Raw genomic sequence first — 22,668 nt, 5'->3', positions numbered from 1 at the left:
GGTTGGAGAAAGAGTGATGATTATCGAAGGTAATAGCGGAGAGCTTTGTTAGATTCAGCCCCTACTCCACCGCCGTCCACATATTATCAGCCGGGTAGCTGTCGGGCACGTAGAGGCTGCCCAGGGTTACTTTTTTGATGGTGCGGCCGTTGCGCACGGATACCGTCACGCTCTTGGCACCGTCCTTCCACACGGCAATGCTACGGTGGATTTTTTCCTCGTCGCCGTTGTCGAAAATCACCGTCAGGTCCACGGGCACGGGTTTATTGCCTTTCGAGGTAACGGTAATCTGGGCGGGCTGGTCGGCGGGGCGCACCACGGTCGTGATGGCCAGGTCGGGGTAGCCGCTGTCGAAAAACCAGCTTTTCCAGAACCAGTCCATATTCTGACCCGCCCCGGCATTCATCGAGTAGAAGAAGTCGTAGGGCATCGGGTGCTTGCCGTGCCAGGCACGAATATAGGTGTGCAAGGCTTTGGTAAACAGCTCATCGCCGAGCATATCCTTCACGTACAGATACCCTAGCGCCGGCTTGGGATAGGAGTTCAGGAAAAACGGCTCGCCGGTTTGCTGGGTGGTCAGCGTCACGATGGGCAGGTCGTCTTCGGTATCAGCGGCGTGGGCGTAGGGCACCATGCCGTAGTCGTCGGCGAGGCCGGGCTGGATGAGGGGCGAGATTATCCACTCGCCGATGGTGGCCCAGCCCTCGTCCATCCAGCCGTATTTCGTTTCGTTGATGCCCATGTAGAACGGGAACATCGTGTGAAAAATCTCGTGGTCGGTGAGTGTAATGGCTGCCTCGCGGGTGCGCGAAGGGTTGTCGTTCACCATCATCGGGTACTCCATCTGGTCGAGGCCGTCGAATACCGTCTCGTGGTTGTAGGGGTAGGGCCACTTCGGGAAAGTGTAGCTCATGGCCTGCACCGTGCGCCGGGCAATCTCAATCACGTCGCGGTAGTCGCGGTGCTTGGTGTTGTACACGGCATCGACGCGGGTGCGGCGCTTGGTGGCGGGGTCTACCACGAGGCTGGTCGACTGCCACACGTAGTGCTCCGAAGTGGCAAAGGCAAAATCCGTGACGTCGCGCGCGTCGAAGTGCCAGGTATTGTCGCCGCGGCCGGCGGTGTAGTCGTGGCGGCGCAGGTCAGTGCTGTCGATGATAGTGACAATACCGTCCTTAGTACTGGCGTCGTGCAGGCGGTTGACGTATTTTTTGGTGAGCACCTGACTGGCGTTGGTGAGGTCGCCGGTGGCCCACACCACGTAGTTGCGCGGCATGGTGATGTCGACGGAAAAATGGCAGAAGTCATTATAAAACTCCGGCCCGCCGAGGTAAGGCACTTTATTCCAGCCGTCTATGTCATCATACACGGCAATGCGCGGAAAAAAATACGCGACGAACGCCGCGCCCGGCTCTATCTCACCCGTGCGCTGGTGCGAGCCTTCGTTGAGGATGTACGAATACGTGATGCTCACTTCCACCGTCTGCCCCGGCCCGAGGGGCTGGGCGAGCGGCACGGTCATGTTGGTATTGTCGATGACCAGCGACTTCACATCCACGGCCTGGCCGCCGAGGCTCAATTCCGAAATCGCCACGCCCGCGCCGATATCCTCGGGGCGAAACTTGGTGGTGCGCGGCGCACCATTCTGGTAAAGATTGGGGTAGAGCTTGAACCACAGTTCACGCAGCTCGTCGGGACTGTTGTTCTGATACACAATTTTCACCTCGCCTTCCAGCTTGCGCGTGGCGGGGTTAAACACCACCTCGATGGTGTAGTCGGCCGTGTTTTGCCAGTAGCGCGGGCCGGGGCGGCCGTCGGGGCCGCGGGTGCCGCGGTCGTAGGCGGCGCGCAGGTTGCGGGGCATGGGCAGGGCCGTTTGGGCCAGGCTAGCCGAGCACGTGAGGGCTAGCAGTGCCAGCAGCAGCGGGCGGGAAAAACGGGCAGTATTTTTCAACAAAGCAGGCTAAAATGGGGCGTCCGTGAAGCGCCAGGGTCGTTTGTGAGTAACCCTAGCGGCGCTGGCTACTAACGCAAAAAACGGCCTGACGCTGCAAGCCGGGCCGCAAAAATAGCCCAAACAGGAGGCTAGCCCGCCGAATACCGGGCTAGCCTCCTGTTTGGGCTGGGTAGTCGACCTGTTGGGGGCCAGCCCCTACTCCACCCGCTGCAAATCGAGGTCCTGAAAATCGTAGCTAAAATCGGTGAGGGGCGAAATTGGCTTCATCTTGATGCTCACAGCCCGGCCCCGCTCGTCGAGGCTGAAGGCAGCAAAGGCGTCGGCGTTCATACTGCGGGCTTTCCAGCGCACGGCGTAGGTGTTGGCGCTGTATGGCAGCAGCTGGCCCACCAAGCGGGGCGCGCGCACGGCCCGCAGCCAAAGCTGCTGCCCCTGCTGCGACACCAGCACGTCGCCGAGCCAGGCATCGTGGTAGCGGCCCACGTAGGCCCCGTAGCTAGGGCGCTTGGACGCAGCTTTTTGGGCGGCGGCCACTTGCTGCCACACGGCGACGGTTGACTTGTCGGCCTCGGTATTACGTGCCTTCAGACGGTCTACCATCTCCTGCACTCGGTCCAGGCCACTCACACCCAAGTAGTGGTCTTCGATAAAATTGGTAACGGCCGTGAAGGCCGCGCCATTTTCCTGATTGGTGAGCACGATAACGCCTACGTGCAGTTCGGGTAACAGTATAACTTTGGTTACCATGCCGATTTCGCCGCCGGTGTGCGATACTTCCTTATAGCCACGCACATCGCGCAAAAACCACCCTAGCCCGTAGGCACTAAAATGCGTGTTGTAGGGCGAAGGTGCGGGGCTGACGGGCAGGATGGTCTGCGGCGTCCACAGCTCGCGCAAGGTGGCAGGCTTTAGGAGCGGCGCCGGGGCGCCGCGTCCGCCGAGCAGCATCATTGTCCACTTGCTCAGGTCGGCTACGCTGCTGTAGATGCCACCGGCCGGGCCTAGCAGCGTATTCATGTCGCGCCTGATTACTTGCACCTTGCCATCAATGGGCCCGTGGGCGTCGATAACATTGGTGGGGTCAGGTAGTCGGCTATAAACGGTAGCGCTCCGATTCATGCCCAGCGGCTTCAACAAGCGGGTTTCGACAAACGTGGCCCAGGGCTGGCCGCTCACTCGCGCCACCACCTCGCCGGCCACGATGTAGAGGCTGTTATCATAGTCGAACTTGCTGCGAAACGACGACACCGGCTTGAAATAGCGCAGACTGTGAATGACATCGGCCGCCGTAAAATCGGCCGAATCGGGAAACTGCATCAGGTCGCCGGCGCCCAGGCCCAGGCCGCTGCGGTGGCACAGCAGGTCGCGCACCGTGAACTCGGCCGTCGCGTAGGGGTCGTACATCTTAAACTCGGGGATGTACTTGGTCACCTTGTCATCCCACTGCAGCTTGCCTTCCTCCACCAGCAGGCCTAGCGCTGCGGTGGTGAAGGCTTTGGTATTAGAGGCAATGCCGAAAAGAGTATTCGCATCGACCGGCTCCTTGGTAGCCAGCGAGCGCACGCCGTAGCCTTTGGCCAGCACCACCTGTCCATCCTTGACCACGGCCACGGCAATGCCCGGCACGTCGAAGGCCTTGAGCGTGCGGGCCACCACGGCATCAAGCGCGGCTACGTCGAGCGGCGCGGTAACGGGTGGGGCCATTTGGGCCAGGGCCGGAACGGCCAGTAGCATGGCTAACGTCGAGATAAGTAAAGAAAACAAACGCATAAAATGGTGACAGAGGGTAAGTAGTGGAGGATACTATTTTTTGGCTAACTCACCGGCTCGGCAAACTGCCACGCCTACCGCTGTGGGCGGCCCAGGCGTCCAGCGTGCGCTCCAGCACGGCCAGGGGCATGGCGCCGCCGGCCAGAATTTCATCGTGGAAGGCGCGCAGACTGAACTTCTTACCCAGCTGCTTTTCGTAGCGGGCACGCAGCTCCCGAATTTTCAGCTGGCCGGTTTTATAGCTCAGCGCCTGGCCGGGGCGGGCCATGTAGCGCTCTATTTCGGCCGTGGCCAGCTGCTCGCTGATAACCTCATTGTCCATCATGTATTTGATAGCTTGCTCGCGCGTCATACCCTTGGCGTGCATGCCTACATCGACTACCAGGCGGATGGCGCGGTGCATTTCGCCCCCTAGCGAGCCCACGTATTGGTAGGGGTCGGTGTAGAGACCTAGCTTCTTGCCCAGGCTCTCGCAGTACAGCGTCCACCCCTCGCTAAAGGCGCTGTAGCCGCCAAAACGCCGAAACTTGGGCAGCGACGTATTTTCATTCTGCAGCGAAATCTGGTAGTGGTGCCCCGGAATGGCCTCGTGCAGAAACACGTCTTCCATTGAGGGTAGGGCTGTAACGTTGTACTGTGTCGCATCCAAAATAGGCACGTAAAAAATGCCTGGCCGCGTACCATCGGGCGAGCCCGCGAAGTACTGGGCGCTGGCCGAAGCGGCGCGGTAAGCCTCCGTCTGGCGCACTTCAAACGGCGTTTTGGGCATGCGGCCAAACAGCTTTTTGAGGTTGGGTTCCATCCGCTGATGAATAACCTCGAAGCCGGCTAGCACCTCCTGCGGCGTTTTATAGGGCCGAAATTTCGGGTCGTTTTTCATGTAGGCGAAAAACGCCGGCAAGTCACCTTGAAAACCAACCTCCTGCTTCACCCGCTCCATTTCGGTGCGCAGGCGCTTCACCTCACTGAGGCCAGTTTGGTAAATTTGCTCCGGGTTTGGTCGGTGGTAGTCGCGTATTTCACGGCGTAGCGATAGGCCTCCGGTCCCCCGGGCAGGTCGCCAAAGCCCGTAGTAGCGCGCGCTTTAGGCAGGTATTCCGTTTTCAGGAAGGCGCTGAGCTTTTGATAAGCCGGCACCAGTTCGGTGCCGATGGCGCGCTGGTAGGCGGCGGTCAGCCGCTCTTGGTCGGCGGCCGGCAGCGTAGCCGGCAACTTCGCAATGGGGCCGTAGAAGACGCTTTTGGTCGGGTCGGGTGTCGATAAAGCGTCCAGCTGCGGTATAATCTTTACGACAAGCGCTTTCGGAAGCACTACCCCGCGCGCCATACCCTGGCGTAAGTTGCCGATGGCCGAGTCGGTCCAGGCAGTGAAGCCGCGCACGCGGCTCAGCCAGTTATCGTAGTCTTTAGCCGTTTTGAAGGGCTGCGCACCCGAGCCCGCCCCAAATTGAGCCATGCTTTGGGGCAAGCCGCTAGTTTGGTCAAACGGCAGCATCCAGCCGATTCGCTTGAGCCCAGCCAGGTCGATATCCAGCTGGTAGCGAAAAATATCGTAGTTAAGCTGGTCGTTGGCCGAAAGCTTACTGCGCTCAATTTTAACTAATTGCGCAAGATATCGCTGGTAAAACTGCTCCTCTTGCTGCCGAAAGGCGCGGGTTTGGTTGTTCGGCAGCTGGTCGTTGTAGCGGTTGTCGCCCTGCGTCGTGGCTGCGAGGGGAAACAGCCGGGCTTGCTCGTCCCAGTACGCTTCAAACAGCGCAGCCAGCGGCGCTGAGGCGGGCGAGACCGCGGCAGCAATACTTGCGGCACCGGTTTTGGCTGATTGCGCTAAAGCAGTAGCAGGTAGGCAGGCAACCCGTAAACCGACCGTTGCCAGTGTAGGTAGTAGGCGTATTTTCATCAGCAGAAAGAGTTATGAGGTGATTGCCAAGTTATTTCACCTCATTGGCGGCCGCTATTTGCCGCAGGCGCGCTTGAAAAAGCGCGGGCTCTTCCCAACTTGGTTGATGCCCACTGTGCTCAAACAAGAACAGCTGTTTCTTCGGCGCCTTAATGGCCGCGAAATACTGCTGCGCCAGTTCCGCCGAAGTCGCATAGTCGTACTTACCCACAATGAAGTACACGGGCAGTTGAAAGGCATTCTGCTTCAGTAGGTTAACTTTTCCTCCATCCATATAGCTGCTCAGCAGCTTGTACGTCCTCATTACCGGGGTCATCCAGTCCAGCGCCTGGTAGTCGGGGCACAGTGTCATGGGGTTCGGCAGCTCGGCCACCTCGCTGCTGGTGAGATACTTATCGGAGAGCATCCGAAATTTCAGCAAGTCATCCAGGCCATTGAGATAGGTGCCGTCGGCCGAAAGCGGAATTTTGGCCAGCGCCGCTAGGGTTGCCGTGTCTTTGCGTAGCGTGGCCTGCTGTACTACGTGGTTTCTAGCCAGCATTTCCGACTTGCCAGGGTTTACCAGTTGCCCCATACCGATGTAGGCCGCGTAGTCCTGCGGGTACTTCTGCACGAGGTTTACCCCGATGAGGCTGCCCCAACTGTGGCCCACGACGAATATCTTGTTGCGGTGATATTGCTTCTGCAAGAACTGCGTTACCACGTGGGCATCCTCCACATACAGCCCGGGCGTCAGCGCTACCGTTGTGTCGGTCTGCGACTTGCCGCAGTTGCGCTGGTCCCACGAAACAAAAATGAAGTTCTGGGCCAGGTCTTGGCTGTACTTGCGGCTCATGGGCGTGGCTGGCCAGGAGGGTCCCCGTGGATAAACAGCAAAACTGGCTTCGTCCTGGAAGCGCCCTTAATTTCCAGGTACTGCCTAACCCCATTGACGGGTAGTAGGAAGGCCGTATCTACCGCCGCCGCCGGGGGCCGGGCGGGCTGCGCACTTACCCATATGCTAGCCAACAGGAGTATTCCAAGTAAAAATTGTTTCATAGCCGTAAAGGAAGCATACAAAGTAGCGCTGCACGCAAAAGCGCCTATAAAGCAGGTAGTTCTACCTGCTTTATAGGCGCTTTTGCGGTCAACCCCTCCCCTAGCGCTCCAGCTTGAAGCCGGGGTCGCGGGCGGGCGGCGCGGTGCGGTTGGCCACGGCCCAGCCGGTGAGGTACATCCAGCGGGTCATGTTGGTGAGCTTGGGATAGTCGATGCGCTTAGGCTCGTCGCGCGGGGTGTGGTAGTCCACGTGCAGCAGCGAGGTGTACATCACCGACGGGATGCCTAGCCGCGCATACGGCAGGTGGTCGGAGCGGAAATACCAGCCCTCGGGGTGGTCGGCACGGTCCCAGAGCGTATCGAGTTTGAACTTGGGCCCGGCCTGATTGGCGGCCAGAGCGATGTTTACCAAGTCGAGCGAGTTGCGGTGCGGGCGCTGGCGGCCGAGCAGCGCGGCGCTGTCGGGCGCATTGCGGCCCATCATCTCGGCATTGAGCACCGCCACGATGGACGACTGCGGCACCGTAGGGTTGGCCGAGTAGTAGCGCGAGCCAATGAGGCCGCGCTCCTCGGCGCCGTGGTACACGAACAGGGCCGTGCGCCGGGCCGGCTTGGCCTTGAAGGCGCGCATGAGGGCTAGCAGCGCCGCGCAGCCGGTGGCATTGTCGTCGGCGCCGTTGTAAATTGAGTCGCCGGCCACGGGCTCGCGCACGCCGTCGTGGTCCTGGTGGGTGCTGAAAAGCACGTTCTGGCTTTTCAACTGCGCATCGGTACCGGGAATTTTCGCCACGATATTCACCGACGGATAGCCGAAGCTTTCGAGCTGCAGGTTGGCCACGAACTGCTGGCCGGGCTGCTGGGCCCAGCTGGCGGCACTGGCGGGCAGCCAGATAGTGGGGGCGCCGGTGGCCATTTTCACGTTGGGGTCGCCGGGCAGGCCGTAGCGGCCGCGCTCGTAGGTGTGGCCCCAGTGGTCGAATACGGCCTGGGCGCGGGCATCGCTTATTATCACCACGGCCACGGCGCCGGCCTTCACCAGGTCGGCCGAGCGGTCGCGCATGGTGGCCATCTGGTAGCGCCGGAAGCTGAGGCCGGGCGTCACCTCGCCGCCAAACTGCATGGCTACGGCCTTGCCTTTCACATCGACCTTCGCCAGCTCGGCGGGGGTAGCGTTGCCCACCCACACCATCGGCGCGTTCACGGTGGCACTCACCGGGGCAAACAGCAGGGCGTCGTGGTTGGGCTTGAGCTGGTGGCTGCCGATGGTGAGCGTGCTCCCCTTGGTGAGGCGCGTGCGCTGCATCGTAAACCACTGAAAGTAGGTGCCATCGTCGCCGGCCGGCAGCGCGCCGATGGCCCGCATCTGGTCGGCTAGCCACACCGAGGCCTTCAACTCGTCGAGGCTGCCGGCCTCCCGGCCGCGGTAGTGGTCGCCGGCCAGCGCGTACAGGTCGCGCTTGATGTCGGCTTCCTTGATGGCACTTTCGGCATTGGCGGAAGTAGTGGTGGCCGTAGCCGGCTTGGCCTTGGCTTTTTGCTGCGCCTGGCCGGCCAGGGGGGCGGCCAGCGCCAGGGCAGCTAAGAGGTGGAGTCTGGGTTTCATTGAGAAAAGGTTTTTAACTGGTATGCTTTTTTTCTTGATTTTTCACTTCTGGCGGGCGGCCCAGGCGTCCATGCGGCGCTCGAGCACAGCCAGCGGCATGGCCCCATCCAGCAGCAGTTCATCGTGGAAAGCCTTGAGCGAGAACTTCGGCCCCAGCTGCTTTTCGTAGCGCGTGCGCAGCTCCCGGATTTTGAGCTGGCCCGTTTTGTAGGCCAGCGCCTGGCCGGGCCAGGCCATGTAGCGCTCGATTTCGGCCGTGGCGCCTTGCTCGGTAGTGGCCTCATTATCGAGCATATACTGAATAGCCTGCTCGCGGGTGAGGTCCTTGGCATGCATGCCCACATCGACTACCAGCCGGATGGCGCGGTGCATCTCGGCGCTCAGCGCGCCCAGGTATTGGTAAGGGTCGGTGTACATACCCAGCTCTTTGCCCAGGCTTTCGGTATACAGCGCCCAGCCCTCGCTGAAAGCCGAGTAGAACGCAAACCGCTGAAACTTGGGCAGATTGGTATTTTCCTGCTGCAACGACACCTGAAAGTGATGGCCCGGAATGGCCTCGTGCAAAAACAGCGACTCCATGCCCGGCGTCTTGTACTTGGTAGCGTCGAGAATCGGCACGTAGAAAATGCCCGGCCGCGAGCCATCGGCCGCGCCGCGGTTGTACTGCGCGCTGGCCGAGGCGGCACGGAAAGCCTCCGTCTGCCGAATCTCAAACGCCGTTTTAGGCATACGCCCAAACAGGCGCGGTAGGCCCGGCTCTACCCGGCCCTGAATGGCCCGGAAGCCATTGAGCACGTCCTCGGGCGTTTTGTAGGGCCGGAATTTGGGGTCGGTCGAAAGCGAGGCTAGCAGCTCGGCTAGGGTACCCTGGTAGCCGAGTTGCTGGCGCACTTTTTCCATCTCACCCCGGATGCGGGCCACTTCCGAGAGGCCGGTCTGGTAGATTTCCTCGGGTGTGCGGGTGGTGGTGGTCCAGTACGCCACGGCGGTGGTGTACATATCGGCGCCGCCCGGCACGGCCGCGATGCCGGTGCTGGTGCGCGCCGCCGGCAGGTAATCCGTCTTTAAAAACGTGGCTAGCTTCTGATAAGTTGGCACGAGCTGGGTGCGGATGGCCTGCTCATACGCCGCCGTCAGGCGCTGCTTATCGGCGGCCGAAAAGGTAGCCGGCAGCTGCTTAATCGGGCCGTAGAAAACGCTCTGGCTAGGGTCGGCCACGGCTAGCGCTTCCAGCTGCGGTATCATTTTTTGCACTAATACTTTGGGCAACACCACCCCAGTGCGCATGCCGTGCCGGAAGTCGGCCACCGCCGTATCGGCCCACACCGGAAACTGCCGCACGCGGGCCAGCCAGTTGTCGTAGTCCCGCACCGTTTTGAAGGGCTGCGCGCCGGTGCCCGCCCCTAGCTGCGCCAGCTCAATAGGCAAGCCGCTGAACTGCGTAAAGGGCATGGTCCAGGTTGGCTGCTTGAGGCTAGCCAGCCGGCTCGTCATCTCGTACTGAAAAACGTCGTAGCTCGTCTGGTCGGCCGCCGCGAGCTTGCTGCGGTCAATGCGGGCCAGTTGGCCCTGGTAGCGCTCGTAGAGGCTGCGCTGCTGGCGCCGAAAGGCTACGGTGCCCGAGTTGGGCAGCTGGTCATTGTAGCGGTTGTCGCCCTGGCTGGTAGCCTGTAGCGGATACAGCCGCGCCTGCTCCTCCCAATAATTGGTAAACAGCGCGGCCAGCGGCGACGAGCCCACCGGCTTGGCCGTCGGGGAGTTGGCGCGCGTGGGCTGGGCCAGCGCGGAGCTAGCCAGCCCGGCCGCCAGGCAACCCAGCAGTAGAAAGTGCTTCATTAACAAATCAAGAATAAATAGGAAATCAAAGCTACGCGGCAGCCTCTGGCTAGCCTAGCGGGTCCTTGCCAGGGCGCCGGCCCAAAGTCGGCCTGGCCCCTGCCAAGGTTGCGGCCCAAACCTCCGCTGCGTATTCCGGTTAGCCCCTCGCCTACTCTATCTTTTCCCATGAACATCGGCATTGTCTGTTATCCCACCTTTGGCGGCTCCGGCGTGGTAGCCACCGAACTGGGCAAAGCTCTGGCCCAGCGCGGCCACCGCGTGCACTTTATCACCTACAGCCAGCCGGTGCGGCTCGATTTTTTCAACGAGAACGTCTTTTACCACGAAGTGTACGTGCCCACGTACCCGCTTTTCCAGTTTCCGCCCTACGAGTCGGCCCTGGCCAGCAAAATGGTGGATATTGTGCAGAATGAAAAGCTTGACGTACTGCACGTTCACTACGCCATTCCGCACGCTTCGGCGGCCTACCTGGCCAAGCAGATTCTGCGCTCGCGCGGCATCACGGTGCCCGTGGTTACGACGCTGCACGGCACCGATATTACGCTCGTAGGCAAGGATGCCAGCTACGAGCCGGTGGTCACGTTCAGCATCAACGAGAGCGACGGCGTCACGGCCGTGTCGGACGATTTGCGGCGCGAAACCTACGCGTATTTCCCCGTCGAGCACAAGATTGAGGTTATTCCCAACTTTATCGACCTTCGGCGTTTTAAAAAGCAGGATAAGAGCCACTTCCGGGCCGCCATCGCGCCCGAGGGCGAGAAGCTGCTCATCCACACCAGCAACTTCCGCACCGTGAAGCGGGTCGAGGACGTGCTGCGCATCTTCTGCGGCGTGCGCCAGCACATTCCGGCCAAGCTGCTGCTGGTGGGCGACGGCCCCGACCGCTCGCGCATGGAGAAGCTGGCCCGCGACCTCGACTGCCAGCGCGATGTGCGGTTCCTGGGCAAGCTCGAAGCCGTGGAGGAAGTCCTCAGCGTGGGCGACCTCTTCCTTATGCCTTCTGAGAATGAGAGCTTTGGCTTGGCCGCCCTCGAAGCGATGGCCTGCGAAATGCCCGTGGTGAGCACCAACGCCGGCGGCATCCCCGAGCTGAATGTGGACGGCGTAACCGGCATGCTCAGCAACATCGGCGACGTGGAAGACATGGTCAAAAATGCTCTCTATGTGCTCGATGATGAGAACCTACCCCGCTTTAAAGCCGCCGCCCGCGCCCGCGCCGAGGAGTTTGCCGTCAGCAACATCGTGCCGCTCTACGAGCAGTGCTACGAGCGGGCGGCCCTGGCTGCGTTGCAGCCCCGCTAGGCTGGCTGCTGAGCTAAGTACAAACGAGCAAGCACAAAAAAGAGCGTCATGCCTCCTTCGTCAGCATGACGCTCTTTTAGTTTATTAAACTGATAATCTACAACAAAATATCTAATCTACAACAAAATATCCGCTACTTCTTGCCAGCCGCGCACGCGGCGGTAGCGGGTTTCGAGCGCGTTGTGCGGCGCGTCGAATAGCAAGCCCTCGCCCCGCAGGCCATCGAAATTATAGGCATTGTCGTCGATGAGGTAATCGACGTTCAGCATACTCTTATCCCCGCAAAACACGTAGTTGCGCCAGTGAATAAACGGGAAATGCTGCTGGAGCCACTGGTATTTGTCGAGAAAGGAAGTAGGAAATTCCATCGCCGCCGAGGCCACAAACAGCTCGTATTTCTGGGCTAGCGCTTGCAACACCCACTGGCTGTCTTTGATAACCGGCAGGTCGCGGAAGAAACCCTCGGCGTTGGGGTAGGCGCGTAGCGCGGGCTGGTGCTCGGGCGCCACTACTTCATGCGGGTGCTTGCCGCGTAAGGCTTCGAGCGTCAGCTCCAGCTGAAAATCGCGGCCGTACCACTCCTGAAACCGGGCAATGGCATCAGCCATTACCTCGTCCATATCCACGGCAATTCGTTGTTTGGTCATCGCTGCTATAAACATTAAAACAGCCCGGCCGCCTCGCGCTTCACCATGGCCAGGGCTTGGGCGGTGGGGTCGGCGGCGTCGGTCATCAGGCCTTCCAGAATGCGCTTGGCTAGCTCAGTGCCGCGCAGCTGGGTGGGATTTTGGAGGCCATGAAAGGCCCGGTTTATCATGGTGAGAACATCTTCCTTCGCCTGCTTCACCTGGGCCCAGGCTTCGGGCGTTATATAGAGCTGCTGCGCAAAATTGTGCTCAAACTCGGCCCGGATTTCCTGCTGCAACAGGCGATGGTAGTCGGCCGCATTTTGGCCGGCGCTGCTCAGGCGCACCAGGATATTGTTGGGCGAAATGCGCTCCAGCAGCAGCGTCATGCGCTCGTAGGCTTGCAGGCGCAGCGGCAAAGTCGTTTTGCTGCTGTCGAGCCGTAGCTCGATGAGGCGGCGCTGCTGTTCTTTTTCTAAATGCTGCCGAAAAAGCAGGTAGATGGCCCCGGCCACGATGAGCGCGGGCAGGATGGTCTTGAGTAAGTCAAAGAAATAAGTGGTCGTGTCCATAAAATGTAGAAGAATGCCCTGGCTAACCGTGAAACTACGGTAGCGCGGAGTTTTGGACCTGTTTTTGCCCGCCAGCCCCCGCCTAGCCTCGCGCCGTGAACCGCCGCCGGCCCTGCCCTGTTTAAGTGCACGGCTGGCCCGCTAGCTAGCGTATATTTGTCTTATCTACATTCATTCTAAACTCAGGACCCGTTATGGCCACCACCACGTTAGCGCCGCCTATTGGCCTCACGCCCCGCGCGTTAGTTGAGGTTAAAAATATCATTCAGGAGAAAAGCGTACCCGCCGACTACGGCCTGCGCATCGGGGTGCAGGGCGGCGGCTGCTCGGGCATGAGCTACCTGCTGGGCTTCGACAAAGCCAAAGACCAGGACGAAGTGTACGACCTCGACGGCGTGCAGCTCATTATGGATAAAAAGCACGCCATGTACGTGCTCGGGATGGAAGTTGACTTCCAGGACGGCCTCAACGCCCGCGGCTTCACCTTCAATAACCCCCAGGCCAAGAGCACCTGCGGCTGCGGCTCGTCATTTTCGGCCTAGCCCGCTAGCCTACTCACCAGTTTTATTGCCAGCAAAGCCATGGACATCAAATACTTATCCGACGCCAAGGGCAATATTACCGGGGTTTTTATTCCTATTGAAGAATGGGAGCGCCTGCAAAAGCAATACCATATCGGCGAGCAGCTGCCGCCCGATTCGGGCAAGCAGCTGCGGCAGGGCCTAGCCAGCGCTCTGCAAAAGCTCAAGCCCGATGACTCGGATGATTAGCTTGCCTCGTACACATTAAAAAAGCCCGGCTAGCCGGGCTTTTTTAATTGCTGAGTCGCAAAGCGCAGAGACTAGCTCAGCGGCGTAATCTGGAAGCCGGCCTGCTCTACGGCGGCCAGCACCTGGGCGGCCGATACGCGACCCGAGGTGATGGTGAGCACTTTATCAGGGCTGGCAGTATCGACCTGCCAATTCTCGGCGCCTACTTCTTTATTGAGCGCGGGCGTAACGGCTTTGATGCAGCCGCCGCAGTTAATGGTGGTTTTAAAACGAAGCATTGACATAATCAGAAATAAGTAAAGGGAAGCGTCTGATGAATGAGGCCGCTAGCTGGGTACTACAAATTTCAGGCTGATTTTCGTGCATTTCCGCACAAATTTTTGCCGTACACCTACATGATTAGGCCATAACCAACGCGTAATAATGCAAGTCTGCGGCCGAATTGCGTACCGCTGTGCGCAGCTTCTTCGCGTTAATTTGTATAGAAGCCAGCCGAGCAGCCCCTAGCCTGATTCTGCTTGTTCAATCCTGATTTTTAGTTATTTATCTTTATGTCTGCCCCTTCTCAAACCACCACCCTCGACATTAAGGGGATGAGCTGCGCCGCTTGCGCCGCCGCCGTGGAAAAATCCTTGAGCCGCACGCCCGGCGTGCAAGCTGCGCTCGTAAACTACGCCACCGAAAAGGCGACTATCACCTACGCCCCTACCCAAGCTAGCCCGGCCGACCTGCGTGCGGCCGTCGAAAACGCCGGCTACGCCGTGGCCGCGCGTGCCCCCGACACCAGCGCCGCCGACCGCCAGGCCGAAATAGACCGCCAGAAAGCCGCCGCTTACCAAGTATTGAAGCGTCGCCTTGGGGTGGCGGCCGGGCTAGCGGCTGTTATTATGGCGTTGAGCATGAGCATGCTGTGGCCCGCGCTCATGATGCACCTCAATCCGCAGGCGCTCAATTATTTGCTGCTAGCCCTCACGCTGCCAGTGCTGCTATTCAGCGGGCGCGAGTTTTACTCGTCGGCCTGGAACGGCTTGCAGCACCGCTCGGCCAATATGGACACGCTGATTGCGGTGGGTACCGGGGCGGCGTTTTTATACAGCCTGGCCGCCACGGTGGTGCCTGGCTTCTTTGCCAGCCATGGGGTGCCGCCCGAGGTGTACTACGACACCACGGCCACCATTATCGCGCTCATCTTGCTGGGTAAAGTGCTGGAAATGCGCGCTAAAACCCAGACTTCGGCCGCTATCCGCACCCTGCTAGGCCTGCAGGCCCGCACGGCCCGCGTGGTGCGCCCCGATGGCCAGGAGGTAGATGTACCCATCGAGCAGGTGCAGCCCGGCGACCTCGTGGCCGTGCGCCCCGGCGAGAAAATCGCCACCGACGGCACCGTCGAAACCGGCCACTCGGCCGTGGACGAGGCCATGCTCACCGGCGAAAGCCTGCCCGTGACCAAGCAGCCCGGCGACTCAGTTTTTGGTGCCACGCTCAATAAGACCGGGGCCTTCCGCTTCCGGGTCAATAAAATAGGGGCCGACACGATGCTGGCCCAGATTGTGAAGCTGGTCGAAGATGCCCAGGGCAGCCGCGCGCCCATTCAGCGGCTGGCCGATAAGGTAAGCGCCATTTTCGTGCCCACGGTGGTCGTGATTGCCATTCTCACGTTCGTGCTGTGGTTCGATTTGGCGCCGGTAACCTCGCGGCTGCCGCTGGCGCTGGTCAGCTTCGTGGCGGTACTTATCATTGCCTGCCCCTGCGCGCTGGGGCTAGCCACGCCCACGGCCATTATGGTGAGCACCGGCAAGGGCGCCGAGCAAGGCGTACTTATTCGCAATGCCGAGGCGCTGGAAAAAGCGTATAAAGTTGATACGGTGCTCCTTGATAAAACCGGCACCATCACGCGCGGCGAGCCCGCCGTTACGGATTTTATCGCCGCGCCCGGCTACACCGAGGCGCAGCTGCTACCGCTGATAGCGGCTGTAGAGCAACAGAGTGAACACCCGTTGGCCGAGGCCGTCGTGCGCTACGCCGGGGCTAGCCAGCCGGCCGGCACCGCGCCGCTAGCCTCGGGTTTTCAAGCAAAAGAGGGCAAAGGAGCCGCCGCCACCGTAGCGGGCCAAGCAGTGCTCATCGGTAACCGCCGCCTGCTGACTGACGAAAACATTGCGCTGCCACCCGCGCTAGCCACCCAGGCCGAAGCGCTGCAAGCTCAGGCCAAAACGGTGCTCTACGTGGCCGTAGCGGGCCAAGCCGCCGGCCTGCTGGGCGTGGCCGACACGGTGCGCGATACTTCGGCCGCCGCCATCCGGCAGCTGCAAGACTTAGGCCTAGAAGTAGTGATGATGACCGGCGACAACCCCCAAACGGCCGCCCAGGTAGCCAGCCAGGTTGGTATAAAGCGCTACTTCGCCGAAGTATTGCCCCAGGATAAAGCGCAGCAGGTAAAGCAGTTGCAGGCCGAAGGCCGCACCGTGGCTATGGTCGGCGATGGCATCAACGACGCGCCGGCCCTGGCGCAGGCCGACATTGGCCTGGCGATGGGCGGCGGCACCGACGTAGCAATGGAAGCAGCCGGTATCACGCTCATGCGCAGCAACTTACAAGGCGTAGTTACGGCCATTAGGCTGTCGCGCCAAACCATCCGCACCATCAAGCAAAACCTGTTTTTCGCCTTTATCTACAACCTGCTGGGCATTCCCATCGCGGCGGGGTTGCTCTACCCATTTTTTGGGGTGCGGCTTTCGCCCATGCTAGCGGCCGGCGCAATGGCGCTCAGCTCCGTTTCGGTGCTCACCAATTCGCTACGGCTGCGGGCCTTTGCGGGTCGCTAGCCTATCTATCAGCTATTTATGGACTCAGTCGCTCTTTTTGTCACCATCGTAGGCCTGGCGCTAGCTGGCTTGGTGCTCTGGTACTTCTTCTTTTCTAGCCGACCAGCAGTGGCCGCGCAGTCCACTTCGGGCGGCGTGCAGCAGGTCGATATTACCGTGAAAGGCGGCTATTCGCCCAGCGTGATTGAGGTAACGCACGGCCGGCCGGTGCAGCTCAATTTTTACCGCGACGAAGAAAATAGCTGCTCGGAAGAACTGCTCATGCCCGACTTTAACGTGCGGCGCGACCTGCCGGCTTTCCAGACTACCCTGGTCGAATTGCTGCCCCAGCAGCCGGGCCGCTTCGAGTTTACCTGCGGCATGGGCATGCTGCGCGGCAGCCTGGTGGTGAAGTAGCGGCCGGCCTAATACGTCTTAGTCATATCGTCGGGCACGACGATGATATAATCGGCTAGAGTTAGGTTTTCTTTATCAAGCTGTTGCAGCTGGCTTTGCGTCACCACACTCAGCGTTTGAATGCGGAGCGGGGTTTTGGCTTGCGTGCGCAAATAGGACACAATACCGTCGTGATGGTCAGAATGATACGAGCCATTAAGGTGCAGCATCGTCTGGACCGTCGCTAGGCTGCGCTGGATGTAATACGCCATCGTGGCATCCTTAAGAGCTTGTGCCTGAATGACGTTGCGCGCCCCGCCGCCGTGCGCGGCGCTGGCGTCGCCAAACATGGCGGCCATGTTTTTGTAGCCCGGCAACTCATAATCCACTTTCAGCGGCAGCGGCGCGAGGTAGGCCTTTTCCTCGGCCGGCAGTTTGTCGAGGGCGGCCAGCGAGCCGCGCGCTACCTGCTGGGCATAGCGGCGCGGTGCGTTGGTGCCCACTACGGTAATGTGCTGATTACGGGCAAATTGCAGCAGCGGCCGGTAGTCGGTAGCGTAGTTGGGCCAGGGCCGGCTCTGGCGCTCAAAGGCCGAGTCGGCCAGGGTGCCGGCGGCATAGCTGGCCACCAGCGGCTGCACGTCGCGCTCAAACATTTCGAGGCCCAGCACCAGCTTGCTAGGTCCTTTCAGTTGTGCTAAGTCCTTAGTTATCTGCAGTTCCAGCCAATGCGCGATGGGGTCATTATGCTGCTCGCCGAAAAGCACCACGTCGGCCTGGGCTAGCTGGGCCAGCACCTGGTCGTAGTCGGCGGGTTGGCCCTGGCTGGTGAAGAGGCGGTAGGCAGGGCGTTCGCCGGCCGGCGCGAAGGCCAGCAGCGGCAGCAGGAGCAGAAATGGTAATCGCCGTATAAACTGAGTGAACATCATATAAAAGAACGTCATGCTGAACAACGTGAAGCATCTCTACCGCACCGTTGGAGAATAACCAACAAAGCAGCCAAGATGCTTCGCAAGCTCAGCATGACGTTCTTTTTTTCCAGGGTTTTCTTATCCCTTATAGAACATCCACTTCGACAATTCTTTGTAGGTCACTTTCTTACCATACATCAGAATACCCACGCGGTAGATGCGGGCCGCCACCCACGTCGTGCCCACGAAGCCAGCAATCAGTAGCACCCCCGATAGGGCCAGCTGCCAGGCGGGCACGCCGAAGGGCAGGCGCATGACCATCGCAATGGGCGAGGTCACCGGTATCATCGATAGCCAGAAGGCTAGCGGGCCGTTGGGGTCGCCGTTGATGATGACATTGATACTCACGATGTAGCTCAAAATGAGTGGAATAGTCACCGGAAACATAAACTGCTGCGCGTCGGTCTGGTCATCCACCGCCGAACCAATAGCCGCAAACATAGCCGAGTACAACAGGTAGCCGCCCAGAAAATAAAACAGAAAGCCGCCGATAATGCTGCCGATAGGCAACTCCTCGAGCACGCTCCAGATGCTGAATGGCTGGCCGGGCTGCGGCGGGGCCATCGCCTGGTCGGCCCGGGTAGGGCTAGCGGCTACCACTGCCGGGCTGCCGGCCGGCGCGGCCGGGCGAGCGGTAGTGCCGGGCGTGGTTGTAGGGAGAGTAGTAGTCGGCTTATCGGCCTTTAAAACCAACGGCATTACTACGGTCGTGATGCCCCACGACAGCACCAGCCACAGCGCAAACTGCGTGAGCACGACGCCCGCAATGCCCAGAATCTTGCCAATCATGAGCTGAAACGGCTTCACCGACGAAATCATCACTTCCAGGATGCGGCTCGACTTTTCTTCACTCACGCCTCGCATCACCTGCACGCCGTAGATGAAAATGAACATGTAAACCAGAATAGACAGGAAATAGGCCATTGCGGTGGTGGTGCCCACGTCGTTGCGCTTGCCGCCGCGCTCGTCGAGGTTGATAGCCGCCAGGTCTATCTTGGCCTGCAGGTTGTCAATGGTTGCCTGCTGAAGGCCCGAGCGCGCCATTTTCAATTCGCCCACGGCCTTATTGACTGCTTTGCGAATAGCTTCGCGGCGCTTCAGCGATACGTTGCCCTTGGCCAGAATCTGCATGCCCTTGGCGCTATCGAGCCCAAAGCCCGCCGGAATACTGAGCAGCGCGGCCTGTTTGGGCTTGGCTTTTTCGAAGGCAGCCTGCGCCTCGGGCAGCGAGCCAGCGGCGGCGGGCACAAAGCGCACATCTTCTGTATCGGTGAGGTGGCCAGCCACTTGCAGGCCGCTAGCATCGTGCACGGCCACCACATCGGGGCCCGAGGCCGAGTTGAGCTTGCTCACGGCAATGGTAGTGCCGCCCAGCAGCAGCGGGGCCAGCAGCGAAATTACCAGGAAGCTTCTTTTGCGCACGCGGGTCAGATACTCGCGCTGAATAATGAGCCAGATTTTGTCCATAATACGGAGGGGCAGCACCCTAGCGGGCAGTGGAAGCTTCGGTTTCGACTAAAGACTCGGGCATGGTTTCGCGCACCCGCTGAATGAATATCTCGTTGATGCTCGGAATGCGCTCGCGGAAAGCGTGCACCTGCACCTGCCCGATGAGGAAGCGCAGCAGGTCGTTGGGGGTAGCGCCGGCGTGCAGCTGAATACGGGCATAAAAGTGGTCGTTTTCGCGCGCCTTCTGCTCTACTACCTCAAAATCGGGGTGCACCACCAGCAGGCGGCCCTGGCCTTCGACCTCGTAGGTATTGGTTTTAAACTGGTTTTTAATCTGTGACACCGGCCCGTCGAGCACCTTGTGCGAGCGGTTGATGAGGGCAATGCTGTCGCAAAGCTCTTCAACCGATTCCATGCGGTGGGTCGAGAAGATGATGGTCGCGCCCTCGTCGCGCAGGCGCAGAATCTCGTCCTTTATCAGGTTGGCATTAATCGGGTCGAAGCCCGAAAACGGCTCGTCGAGAATAATGAGGCTAGGCCGGTGTAGCACCGTGGCAATAAACTGCACCTTCTGCTGCATGCCTTTGCTGAGGTCTTCCACGTTTTTCTGGGCCCAAGCCTTCAATTCTAGCCGGTCGAGCCAGCTCTTGATGCGTGCCACCGCCTCGGCCCGGTCCATGCCCCGCAGCCGCGCCAAGTAAATGAGCTGCTCGCCCACCTTCATTTTTTTATAAAGCCCGCGCTCTTCCGGCAGGTAGCCAATCTGGCCGATGTGGCTAGGGTTCAGCTTTTCGCCCCGAAACAGAATCTCGCCCGAGTCGGCCCCCGTTATCTGGGTGATGATGCGGATGAGTGAGGTTTTGCCCGCGCCGTTGGGCCCAAGCAGGCCAAAGATGCTGCGCTCGGGCACGGCCAGGCTTACGCCATCGAGGGCCGTGTGGGCGGCGTAGTGCTTACGCACATCACGCGCCTCCAGGATGGGCCGGGAACTGACTTGTTGCATAGTTGAAAAGGGTGAAAGAAGCGGTATGGCGGTAAATGTAGCAGGCGCGGGCAATGGCAGCCAGCGACCAGCTCCCAAGCGGTAAAAAGCTGACCTTAAGCGGTAAAAAACGGCGCCCAATAGCGAAGGCGCTTAAACTGGGCTAGCCGGCACCAAGTCATCCAGCTCGCGCAGCTGGCCTTCGAGCCGGTCGAGGTGCTGGCCGTAGAGGCGCTGCAAGTACCAGCGCGTGGCCCGCGCTACCGGCCAGTAGCACAAGGCCGTAGTGCCCACTACTACCCCGAGCACCAGCAGCAGCCGGCTCGGTGCCACGTGGGCACCGACCCTGGCCACCGCCAGCCCGCCCACCACGAGCGCCGATATCGGCAGCATGGCCAGGGTAAAGTGGTAGTAAAATCGAATAAGTGTGCGCAGGCCGGCCGTGAGGTGCAGTAAATGGGCACGCAGGTTTCCTGCCGGGTCATCGAGGCTACGCAACAGGCTCAGCTTACGGGTTAGGTAGTAGATACATATCAGTGCTACCAGCACCAGCAGCCCGCTAAACAGCCGCAGCCAACTTATCGGCGCCAGGGCGGCTAGCCCCAATGAGGCCAGCAGCAGCGCATAGTTAATACCGAGCTCGAGCCGGGCATTGCGACGCAGCTGGTCTACAATGCTTCCCGATTTTTTGGCTAGCAACCGGCTTAGTTCGGCGGCTCCCAGCGCGGGCCGATTTTGCGCCGGCTCGGGCTGCTGCCACTGGCGGCGCAAGTTATCAAGTTCCATAAGTAAGCTTTTTCTATAGATTTAAGCACGAACCAATTGCCGGCGCAGCTTTTCCTGCACGCGGTGCACTTTCACGCGCACGTTATTCTGCGTAATACCCAGAATGTCGGCTATCTCCTCGTAAGGCCGGTCTTCGAGATACAGCAGCACGAAAGCCTTGTCCACATCCGAAAGCCGGTCGATGGCGCGGTAGAGCGCCGCCGTTTCCTCGGGCTCGTAGGCGCTGGCCTCCACGGGCTGGGCCAAGTGCCAGGCTTCGTCTTCGACGCTCACCGAGGCCGGGCGGCGCGTGCGCTGGCGCAGGTTGGAGATGGCCACGTTCAGGGCAATGCGGTAGAGCCAGGTGCTGAGCTTGGCGTCGGGCTGGGGCACGTAGCGCGGCCAGGCCCGCCACAGTTGCAGCACTATTTCCTGAAATAAGTCCTGCCGGTCGTCGGCGTCCTGGCAGTAGAGCCGGCACACCCGCCGCACCAGCGGCTGGTAATCATGCAAGGCAGCCAGAAAATCGGCAGACGGGGCGGCGCTCATGTTCGGGGTAGCAGTTTCGGAAAGGTATATCGCCGACGGCCGCACTGCATTACCGGCTGAACCACGAATTCGAGCCGATTTTTCGGATTGCACGGATTTGGTGGATGCAAGCCCGCCAATGAACATAAAAAAAGGCCACCCACTAGGGTGACCTTCTCTGCTCGCATCCGCCAAATCCTCTTGGATTCGCGGTTCAGATAATTTACTGGAAATACTCTTTTACTTTCTCGAAGAAGCCCTTCTCATTCTTGCCGGGATGCGGCGTGAAATTGTCTGAGTCGCGCAACTTCTCCAACAGTTCGCGCTCCTGGCTGCTCACGTTCTTCGGCGTCCACACATTCAAATGAATGAGTTGGTCGCCGCGGCCGTAGCCGTTCAGGTCTTTGATGCCCTTGCCGCGCAGGCGCAGGATTTTGCCGGGCTGCGTGCCGGGGTCTACCTTGATTTTCACCTTACCCTCGATGGTCGGCACCTCCAGGCTGGCCCCCAGCGCCGCATCCACGAACGAGATATATTGCTCAAACATGATGTTATTGCCATCGCGCTTGAGGAATTCGTGCGGCTCCTCCTCAATCTGAATGAGCAGGTCGCCGGGCACGCCGCCGCGCTCCGGAAAATTACCTTTTCCGCTCATACTCAGTTGCATATCATTGGCCACGCCGGCCGGAATGTTAATCGGAATTACTTCCTCGTTCAGCTGGCGGCCTTCGCCCTTGCACACGTCGCAGGTAGTGCTGATGGTTTTGCCCTCACCGTGGCAGGTGGGGCAGGTGCTGGCGCTCACCATCTGGCCGAGCATCGTGTTCACCACGCGCTTGGTCTGGCCGCTGCCCTGGCAGGTGGCGCAGGTTTTAAGCTCAGTGCCATTTTTGGCACCGGTGCCGCTGCACGGCTGGCAGGCCACGTAGCGCTTCACCTTGATTTTCTTCTCGACGCCATTGGCAACTTCTTCTAAGTCAAGCTTGAGCTTGATGCGCAGATTAGAGCCCTTCTTGACGCGCCGGCCCTGCCCGCGCCCGCCGCCGCCAAAGAAGCCCTCGAAGCCCCCGCCCCCGCCGAAGATGTCGCCGAACTGCGAGAAAATATCCTCCATGTTCGGGCCACCGCCGCCGTTGCCGCCCACGCCCTGGTGGCCAAACCGGTCGTAGCGCGCCCGTTTATCGGCGTCGCTCAGCACCTCGTAAGCCTCGGCGGCTTCCTTAAACTTATCCTCGGCCGTGGGGTCGTCGGGATTTTTATCGGGGTGATATTTAATAGCCATCTTGCGGTAGGCTGACTTTATGACGTCGCCCTCCGCATTTTTTGCTATTCCTAATACTTCGTAATAATCGCGCTTTACAGTTGCCATTTTCTTCTATAAAGAATCGTCTGTCGGG

18 protein-coding genes and 2 pseudogenes are annotated in these 22,668 nt (G+C 60.1%); 5 read left to right on the top strand and 15 right to left on the bottom strand.

The features are described 5' to 3' along the window. Positions 1-61: 61 nt before the first annotated feature. The 6 genes and pseudogenes from GKZ68_RS02275 to GKZ68_RS02250 form a co-directional block, all read right to left on the bottom strand. Complete coding sequence (locus GKZ68_RS02275) at positions 62-1,954, bottom strand: M1 family metallopeptidase (RefSeq protein WP_254244125.1); 1,893 nt, start codon at positions 1,952-1,954, stop codon at positions 62-64. Between the two features lie 198 nt (positions 1,955-2,152). Further along, positions 2,153-3,727, bottom strand: a complete 1,575-nt coding sequence (locus tag GKZ68_RS02270; RefSeq protein WP_173110337.1) for a serine hydrolase — start codon at positions 3,725-3,727, stop codon at positions 2,153-2,155. A 49-nt stretch (positions 3,728-3,776) separates the two neighbouring features. Next, positions 3,777-5,626: pseudogene (locus GKZ68_RS02265) on the bottom strand (DUF885 family protein). A 31-nt stretch (positions 5,627-5,657) separates the two neighbouring features. Beyond that, positions 5,658-6,467, bottom strand: a pseudogene (locus GKZ68_RS02260) (alpha/beta fold hydrolase); the annotation flags it as partial. 297 nt (positions 6,468-6,764) lie between these two features. Then, the gene (locus GKZ68_RS02255; protein WP_173110334.1) at positions 6,765-8,267 is read right to left on the bottom strand and encodes a M28 family peptidase; all 1,503 of its coding nucleotides are present in this window, start codon (positions 8,265-8,267) and stop codon (positions 6,765-6,767) included. A gap of 42 nt (positions 8,268-8,309) precedes the next feature. Then, positions 8,310-10,103 carry a DUF885 family protein gene (locus GKZ68_RS02250; protein WP_173110332.1) on the bottom strand — a complete coding sequence of 598 codons (1,794 nt, stop codon included), beginning with the start codon at positions 10,101-10,103 and terminating at the stop codon, positions 8,310-8,312. Positions 10,104-10,271: 168 nt separating this feature from the next. On the opposite strand from GKZ68_RS02250, the gene bshA reads away from it, so the two are divergent. Further along, positions 10,272-11,408, top strand: coding sequence for an N-acetyl-alpha-D-glucosaminyl L-malate synthase BshA (gene bshA / locus GKZ68_RS02245; protein WP_173110330.1), 1,137 nt, complete (start codon positions 10,272-10,274; stop codon positions 11,406-11,408). A 116-nt stretch (positions 11,409-11,524) separates the two neighbouring features. Here the strand turns inward: bshA and GKZ68_RS02240 are convergent, their stop codons facing one another. Together GKZ68_RS02240 and GKZ68_RS02235 are read right to left on the bottom strand one after the other, a co-directional pair. Beyond that, positions 11,525-12,055 (bottom strand): 5'(3')-deoxyribonucleotidase, encoded by a 531-nt coding sequence (locus GKZ68_RS02240; protein ID WP_217275296.1) that lies wholly within the window; start codon positions 12,053-12,055, stop codon positions 11,525-11,527. 14 nt (positions 12,056-12,069) lie between these two features. Then, positions 12,070-12,606: a hypothetical protein gene (locus tag GKZ68_RS02235; protein WP_173110326.1), complete on the bottom strand. Its 537-nt coding sequence runs from the start codon at positions 12,604-12,606 to the stop codon at positions 12,070-12,072. 194 nt (positions 12,607-12,800) lie between these two features. Between GKZ68_RS02235 and GKZ68_RS02230 the strand changes: the two genes are divergently transcribed. Together GKZ68_RS02230 and GKZ68_RS02225 are read left to right on the top strand one after the other, a co-directional pair. Beyond that, positions 12,801-13,148, top strand: a complete 348-nt coding sequence (locus GKZ68_RS02230; RefSeq protein ID WP_173110324.1) for an iron-sulfur cluster assembly accessory protein — start codon at positions 12,801-12,803, stop codon at positions 13,146-13,148. A gap of 39 nt (positions 13,149-13,187) precedes the next feature. Then, positions 13,188-13,376: a hypothetical protein gene (locus tag GKZ68_RS02225; RefSeq protein WP_173110322.1), complete on the top strand. Its 189-nt coding sequence runs from the start codon at positions 13,188-13,190 to the stop codon at positions 13,374-13,376. Positions 13,377-13,447: 71 nt separating this feature from the next. Here the strand turns inward: GKZ68_RS02225 and GKZ68_RS02220 are convergent, their stop codons facing one another. Next, complete coding sequence (locus GKZ68_RS02220; RefSeq protein WP_173110320.1) at positions 13,448-13,660, bottom strand: heavy-metal-associated domain-containing protein; 213 nt, start codon at positions 13,658-13,660, stop codon at positions 13,448-13,450. A 267-nt stretch (positions 13,661-13,927) separates the two neighbouring features. Between GKZ68_RS02220 and GKZ68_RS02215 the strand changes: the two genes are divergently transcribed. Together GKZ68_RS02215 and GKZ68_RS02210 are read left to right on the top strand one after the other, a co-directional pair. Further along, positions 13,928-16,201, top strand: coding sequence for a cation-translocating P-type ATPase (locus GKZ68_RS02215; RefSeq protein WP_173110318.1), 2,274 nt, complete (start codon positions 13,928-13,930; stop codon positions 16,199-16,201). An 18-nt stretch (positions 16,202-16,219) separates the two neighbouring features. Continuing rightward, positions 16,220-16,597 carry a cupredoxin domain-containing protein gene (locus tag GKZ68_RS02210; protein WP_173110316.1) on the top strand — a complete coding sequence of 126 codons (378 nt, stop codon included), beginning with the start codon at positions 16,220-16,222 and terminating at the stop codon, positions 16,595-16,597. Positions 16,598-16,605: 8 nt separating this feature from the next. On the opposite strand, the gene GKZ68_RS02205 is transcribed toward GKZ68_RS02210, so the two are convergent. The 6 genes from GKZ68_RS02205 to dnaJ form a co-directional block, all read right to left on the bottom strand. Continuing rightward, positions 16,606-17,520, bottom strand: coding sequence for a ChaN family lipoprotein (locus GKZ68_RS02205; RefSeq protein WP_254244124.1), 915 nt, complete (start codon positions 17,518-17,520; stop codon positions 16,606-16,608). Positions 17,521-17,625: 105 nt separating this feature from the next. After that, entirely contained in the window at positions 17,626-19,014 is a 1,389-nt protein-coding gene (locus GKZ68_RS02200) for an ABC transporter permease (RefSeq protein WP_173110314.1), read from the bottom strand. 19 nt (positions 19,015-19,033) lie between these two features. Next, positions 19,034-19,999, bottom strand: coding sequence for an ABC transporter ATP-binding protein (locus tag GKZ68_RS02195; RefSeq protein ID WP_173110312.1), 966 nt, complete (start codon positions 19,997-19,999; stop codon positions 19,034-19,036). 132 nt (positions 20,000-20,131) lie between these two features. Then, positions 20,132-20,764, bottom strand: a complete 633-nt coding sequence (locus tag GKZ68_RS02190) for a hypothetical protein (RefSeq protein WP_173110310.1) — start codon at positions 20,762-20,764, stop codon at positions 20,132-20,134. A 21-nt stretch (positions 20,765-20,785) separates the two neighbouring features. Continuing rightward, positions 20,786-21,292, bottom strand: coding sequence for an RNA polymerase sigma factor (locus GKZ68_RS02185; RefSeq protein WP_173110308.1), 507 nt, complete (start codon positions 21,290-21,292; stop codon positions 20,786-20,788). Positions 21,293-21,494: 202 nt separating this feature from the next. Beyond that, on the bottom strand, positions 21,495-22,640 hold the full coding sequence (dnaJ, locus tag GKZ68_RS02180) for a molecular chaperone DnaJ (protein WP_173110306.1): 1,146 nt from the start codon (positions 22,638-22,640) through the stop codon (positions 21,495-21,497). Positions 22,641-22,668: the final 28 nt, after the last annotated feature.

The sequence above is a fragment of the Hymenobacter sp. BRD128 genome (assembly GCF_013256625.1).
In the GTDB taxonomy this organism is placed as follows: domain Bacteria; phylum Bacteroidota; class Bacteroidia; order Cytophagales; family Hymenobacteraceae; genus Hymenobacter.
This window is presented reverse-complemented; position numbering and strand designations above follow the sequence as displayed.

Bases quoted from the DNA above. Each gene is read 5' to 3' on its own strand.
- GKZ68_RS02235 (WP_173110326.1), bottom strand. From the start codon at position 12,606: ATGGACACGACCACTTATTTCTTTGACTTACTCAAGACCATCCTGCCC.
- GKZ68_RS02205 (WP_254244124.1), bottom strand. From the start codon at position 17,520: ATGACGTTCTTTTATATGATGTTCACTCAGTTTATACGGCGATTACCA.
- dnaJ (WP_173110306.1), bottom strand. From the start codon at position 22,640: ATGGCAACTGTAAAGCGCGATTATTACGAAGTATTAGGAATAGCAAAA.
- GKZ68_RS02200 (WP_173110314.1), bottom strand. From the start codon at position 19,014: ATGGACAAAATCTGGCTCATTATTCAGCGCGAGTATCTGACCCGCGTG.
- GKZ68_RS02255 (WP_173110334.1), bottom strand. From the start codon at position 8,267: ATGAAACCCAGACTCCACCTCTTAGCTGCCCTGGCGCTGGCCGCCCCC.
- GKZ68_RS02225 (WP_173110322.1), top strand. From the start codon at position 13,188: ATGGACATCAAATACTTATCCGACGCCAAGGGCAATATTACCGGGGTT.
- GKZ68_RS02250 (WP_173110332.1), bottom strand. From the start codon at position 10,103: ATGAAGCACTTTCTACTGCTGGGTTGCCTGGCGGCCGGGCTGGCTAGC.
- GKZ68_RS02270 (WP_173110337.1), bottom strand. From the start codon at position 3,727: ATGCGTTTGTTTTCTTTACTTATCTCGACGTTAGCCATGCTACTGGCC.
- GKZ68_RS02210 (WP_173110316.1), top strand. From the start codon at position 16,220: ATGGACTCAGTCGCTCTTTTTGTCACCATCGTAGGCCTGGCGCTAGCT.
- GKZ68_RS02185 (WP_173110308.1), bottom strand. From the start codon at position 21,292: ATGAGCGCCGCCCCGTCTGCCGATTTTCTGGCTGCCTTGCATGATTAC.
- bshA (WP_173110330.1), top strand. From the start codon at position 10,272: ATGAACATCGGCATTGTCTGTTATCCCACCTTTGGCGGCTCCGGCGTG.
- GKZ68_RS02195 (WP_173110312.1), bottom strand. From the start codon at position 19,999: ATGCAACAAGTCAGTTCCCGGCCCATCCTGGAGGCGCGTGATGTGCGT.
- GKZ68_RS02230 (WP_173110324.1), top strand. From the start codon at position 12,801: ATGGCCACCACCACGTTAGCGCCGCCTATTGGCCTCACGCCCCGCGCG.
- GKZ68_RS02190 (WP_173110310.1), bottom strand. From the start codon at position 20,764: ATGGAACTTGATAACTTGCGCCGCCAGTGGCAGCAGCCCGAGCCGGCG.
- GKZ68_RS02240 (WP_217275296.1), bottom strand. From the start codon at position 12,055: ATGACCAAACAACGAATTGCCGTGGATATGGACGAGGTAATGGCTGAT.
- GKZ68_RS02215 (WP_173110318.1), top strand. From the start codon at position 13,928: ATGTCTGCCCCTTCTCAAACCACCACCCTCGACATTAAGGGGATGAGC.
- GKZ68_RS02220 (WP_173110320.1), bottom strand. From the start codon at position 13,660: ATGTCAATGCTTCGTTTTAAAACCACCATTAACTGCGGCGGCTGCATC.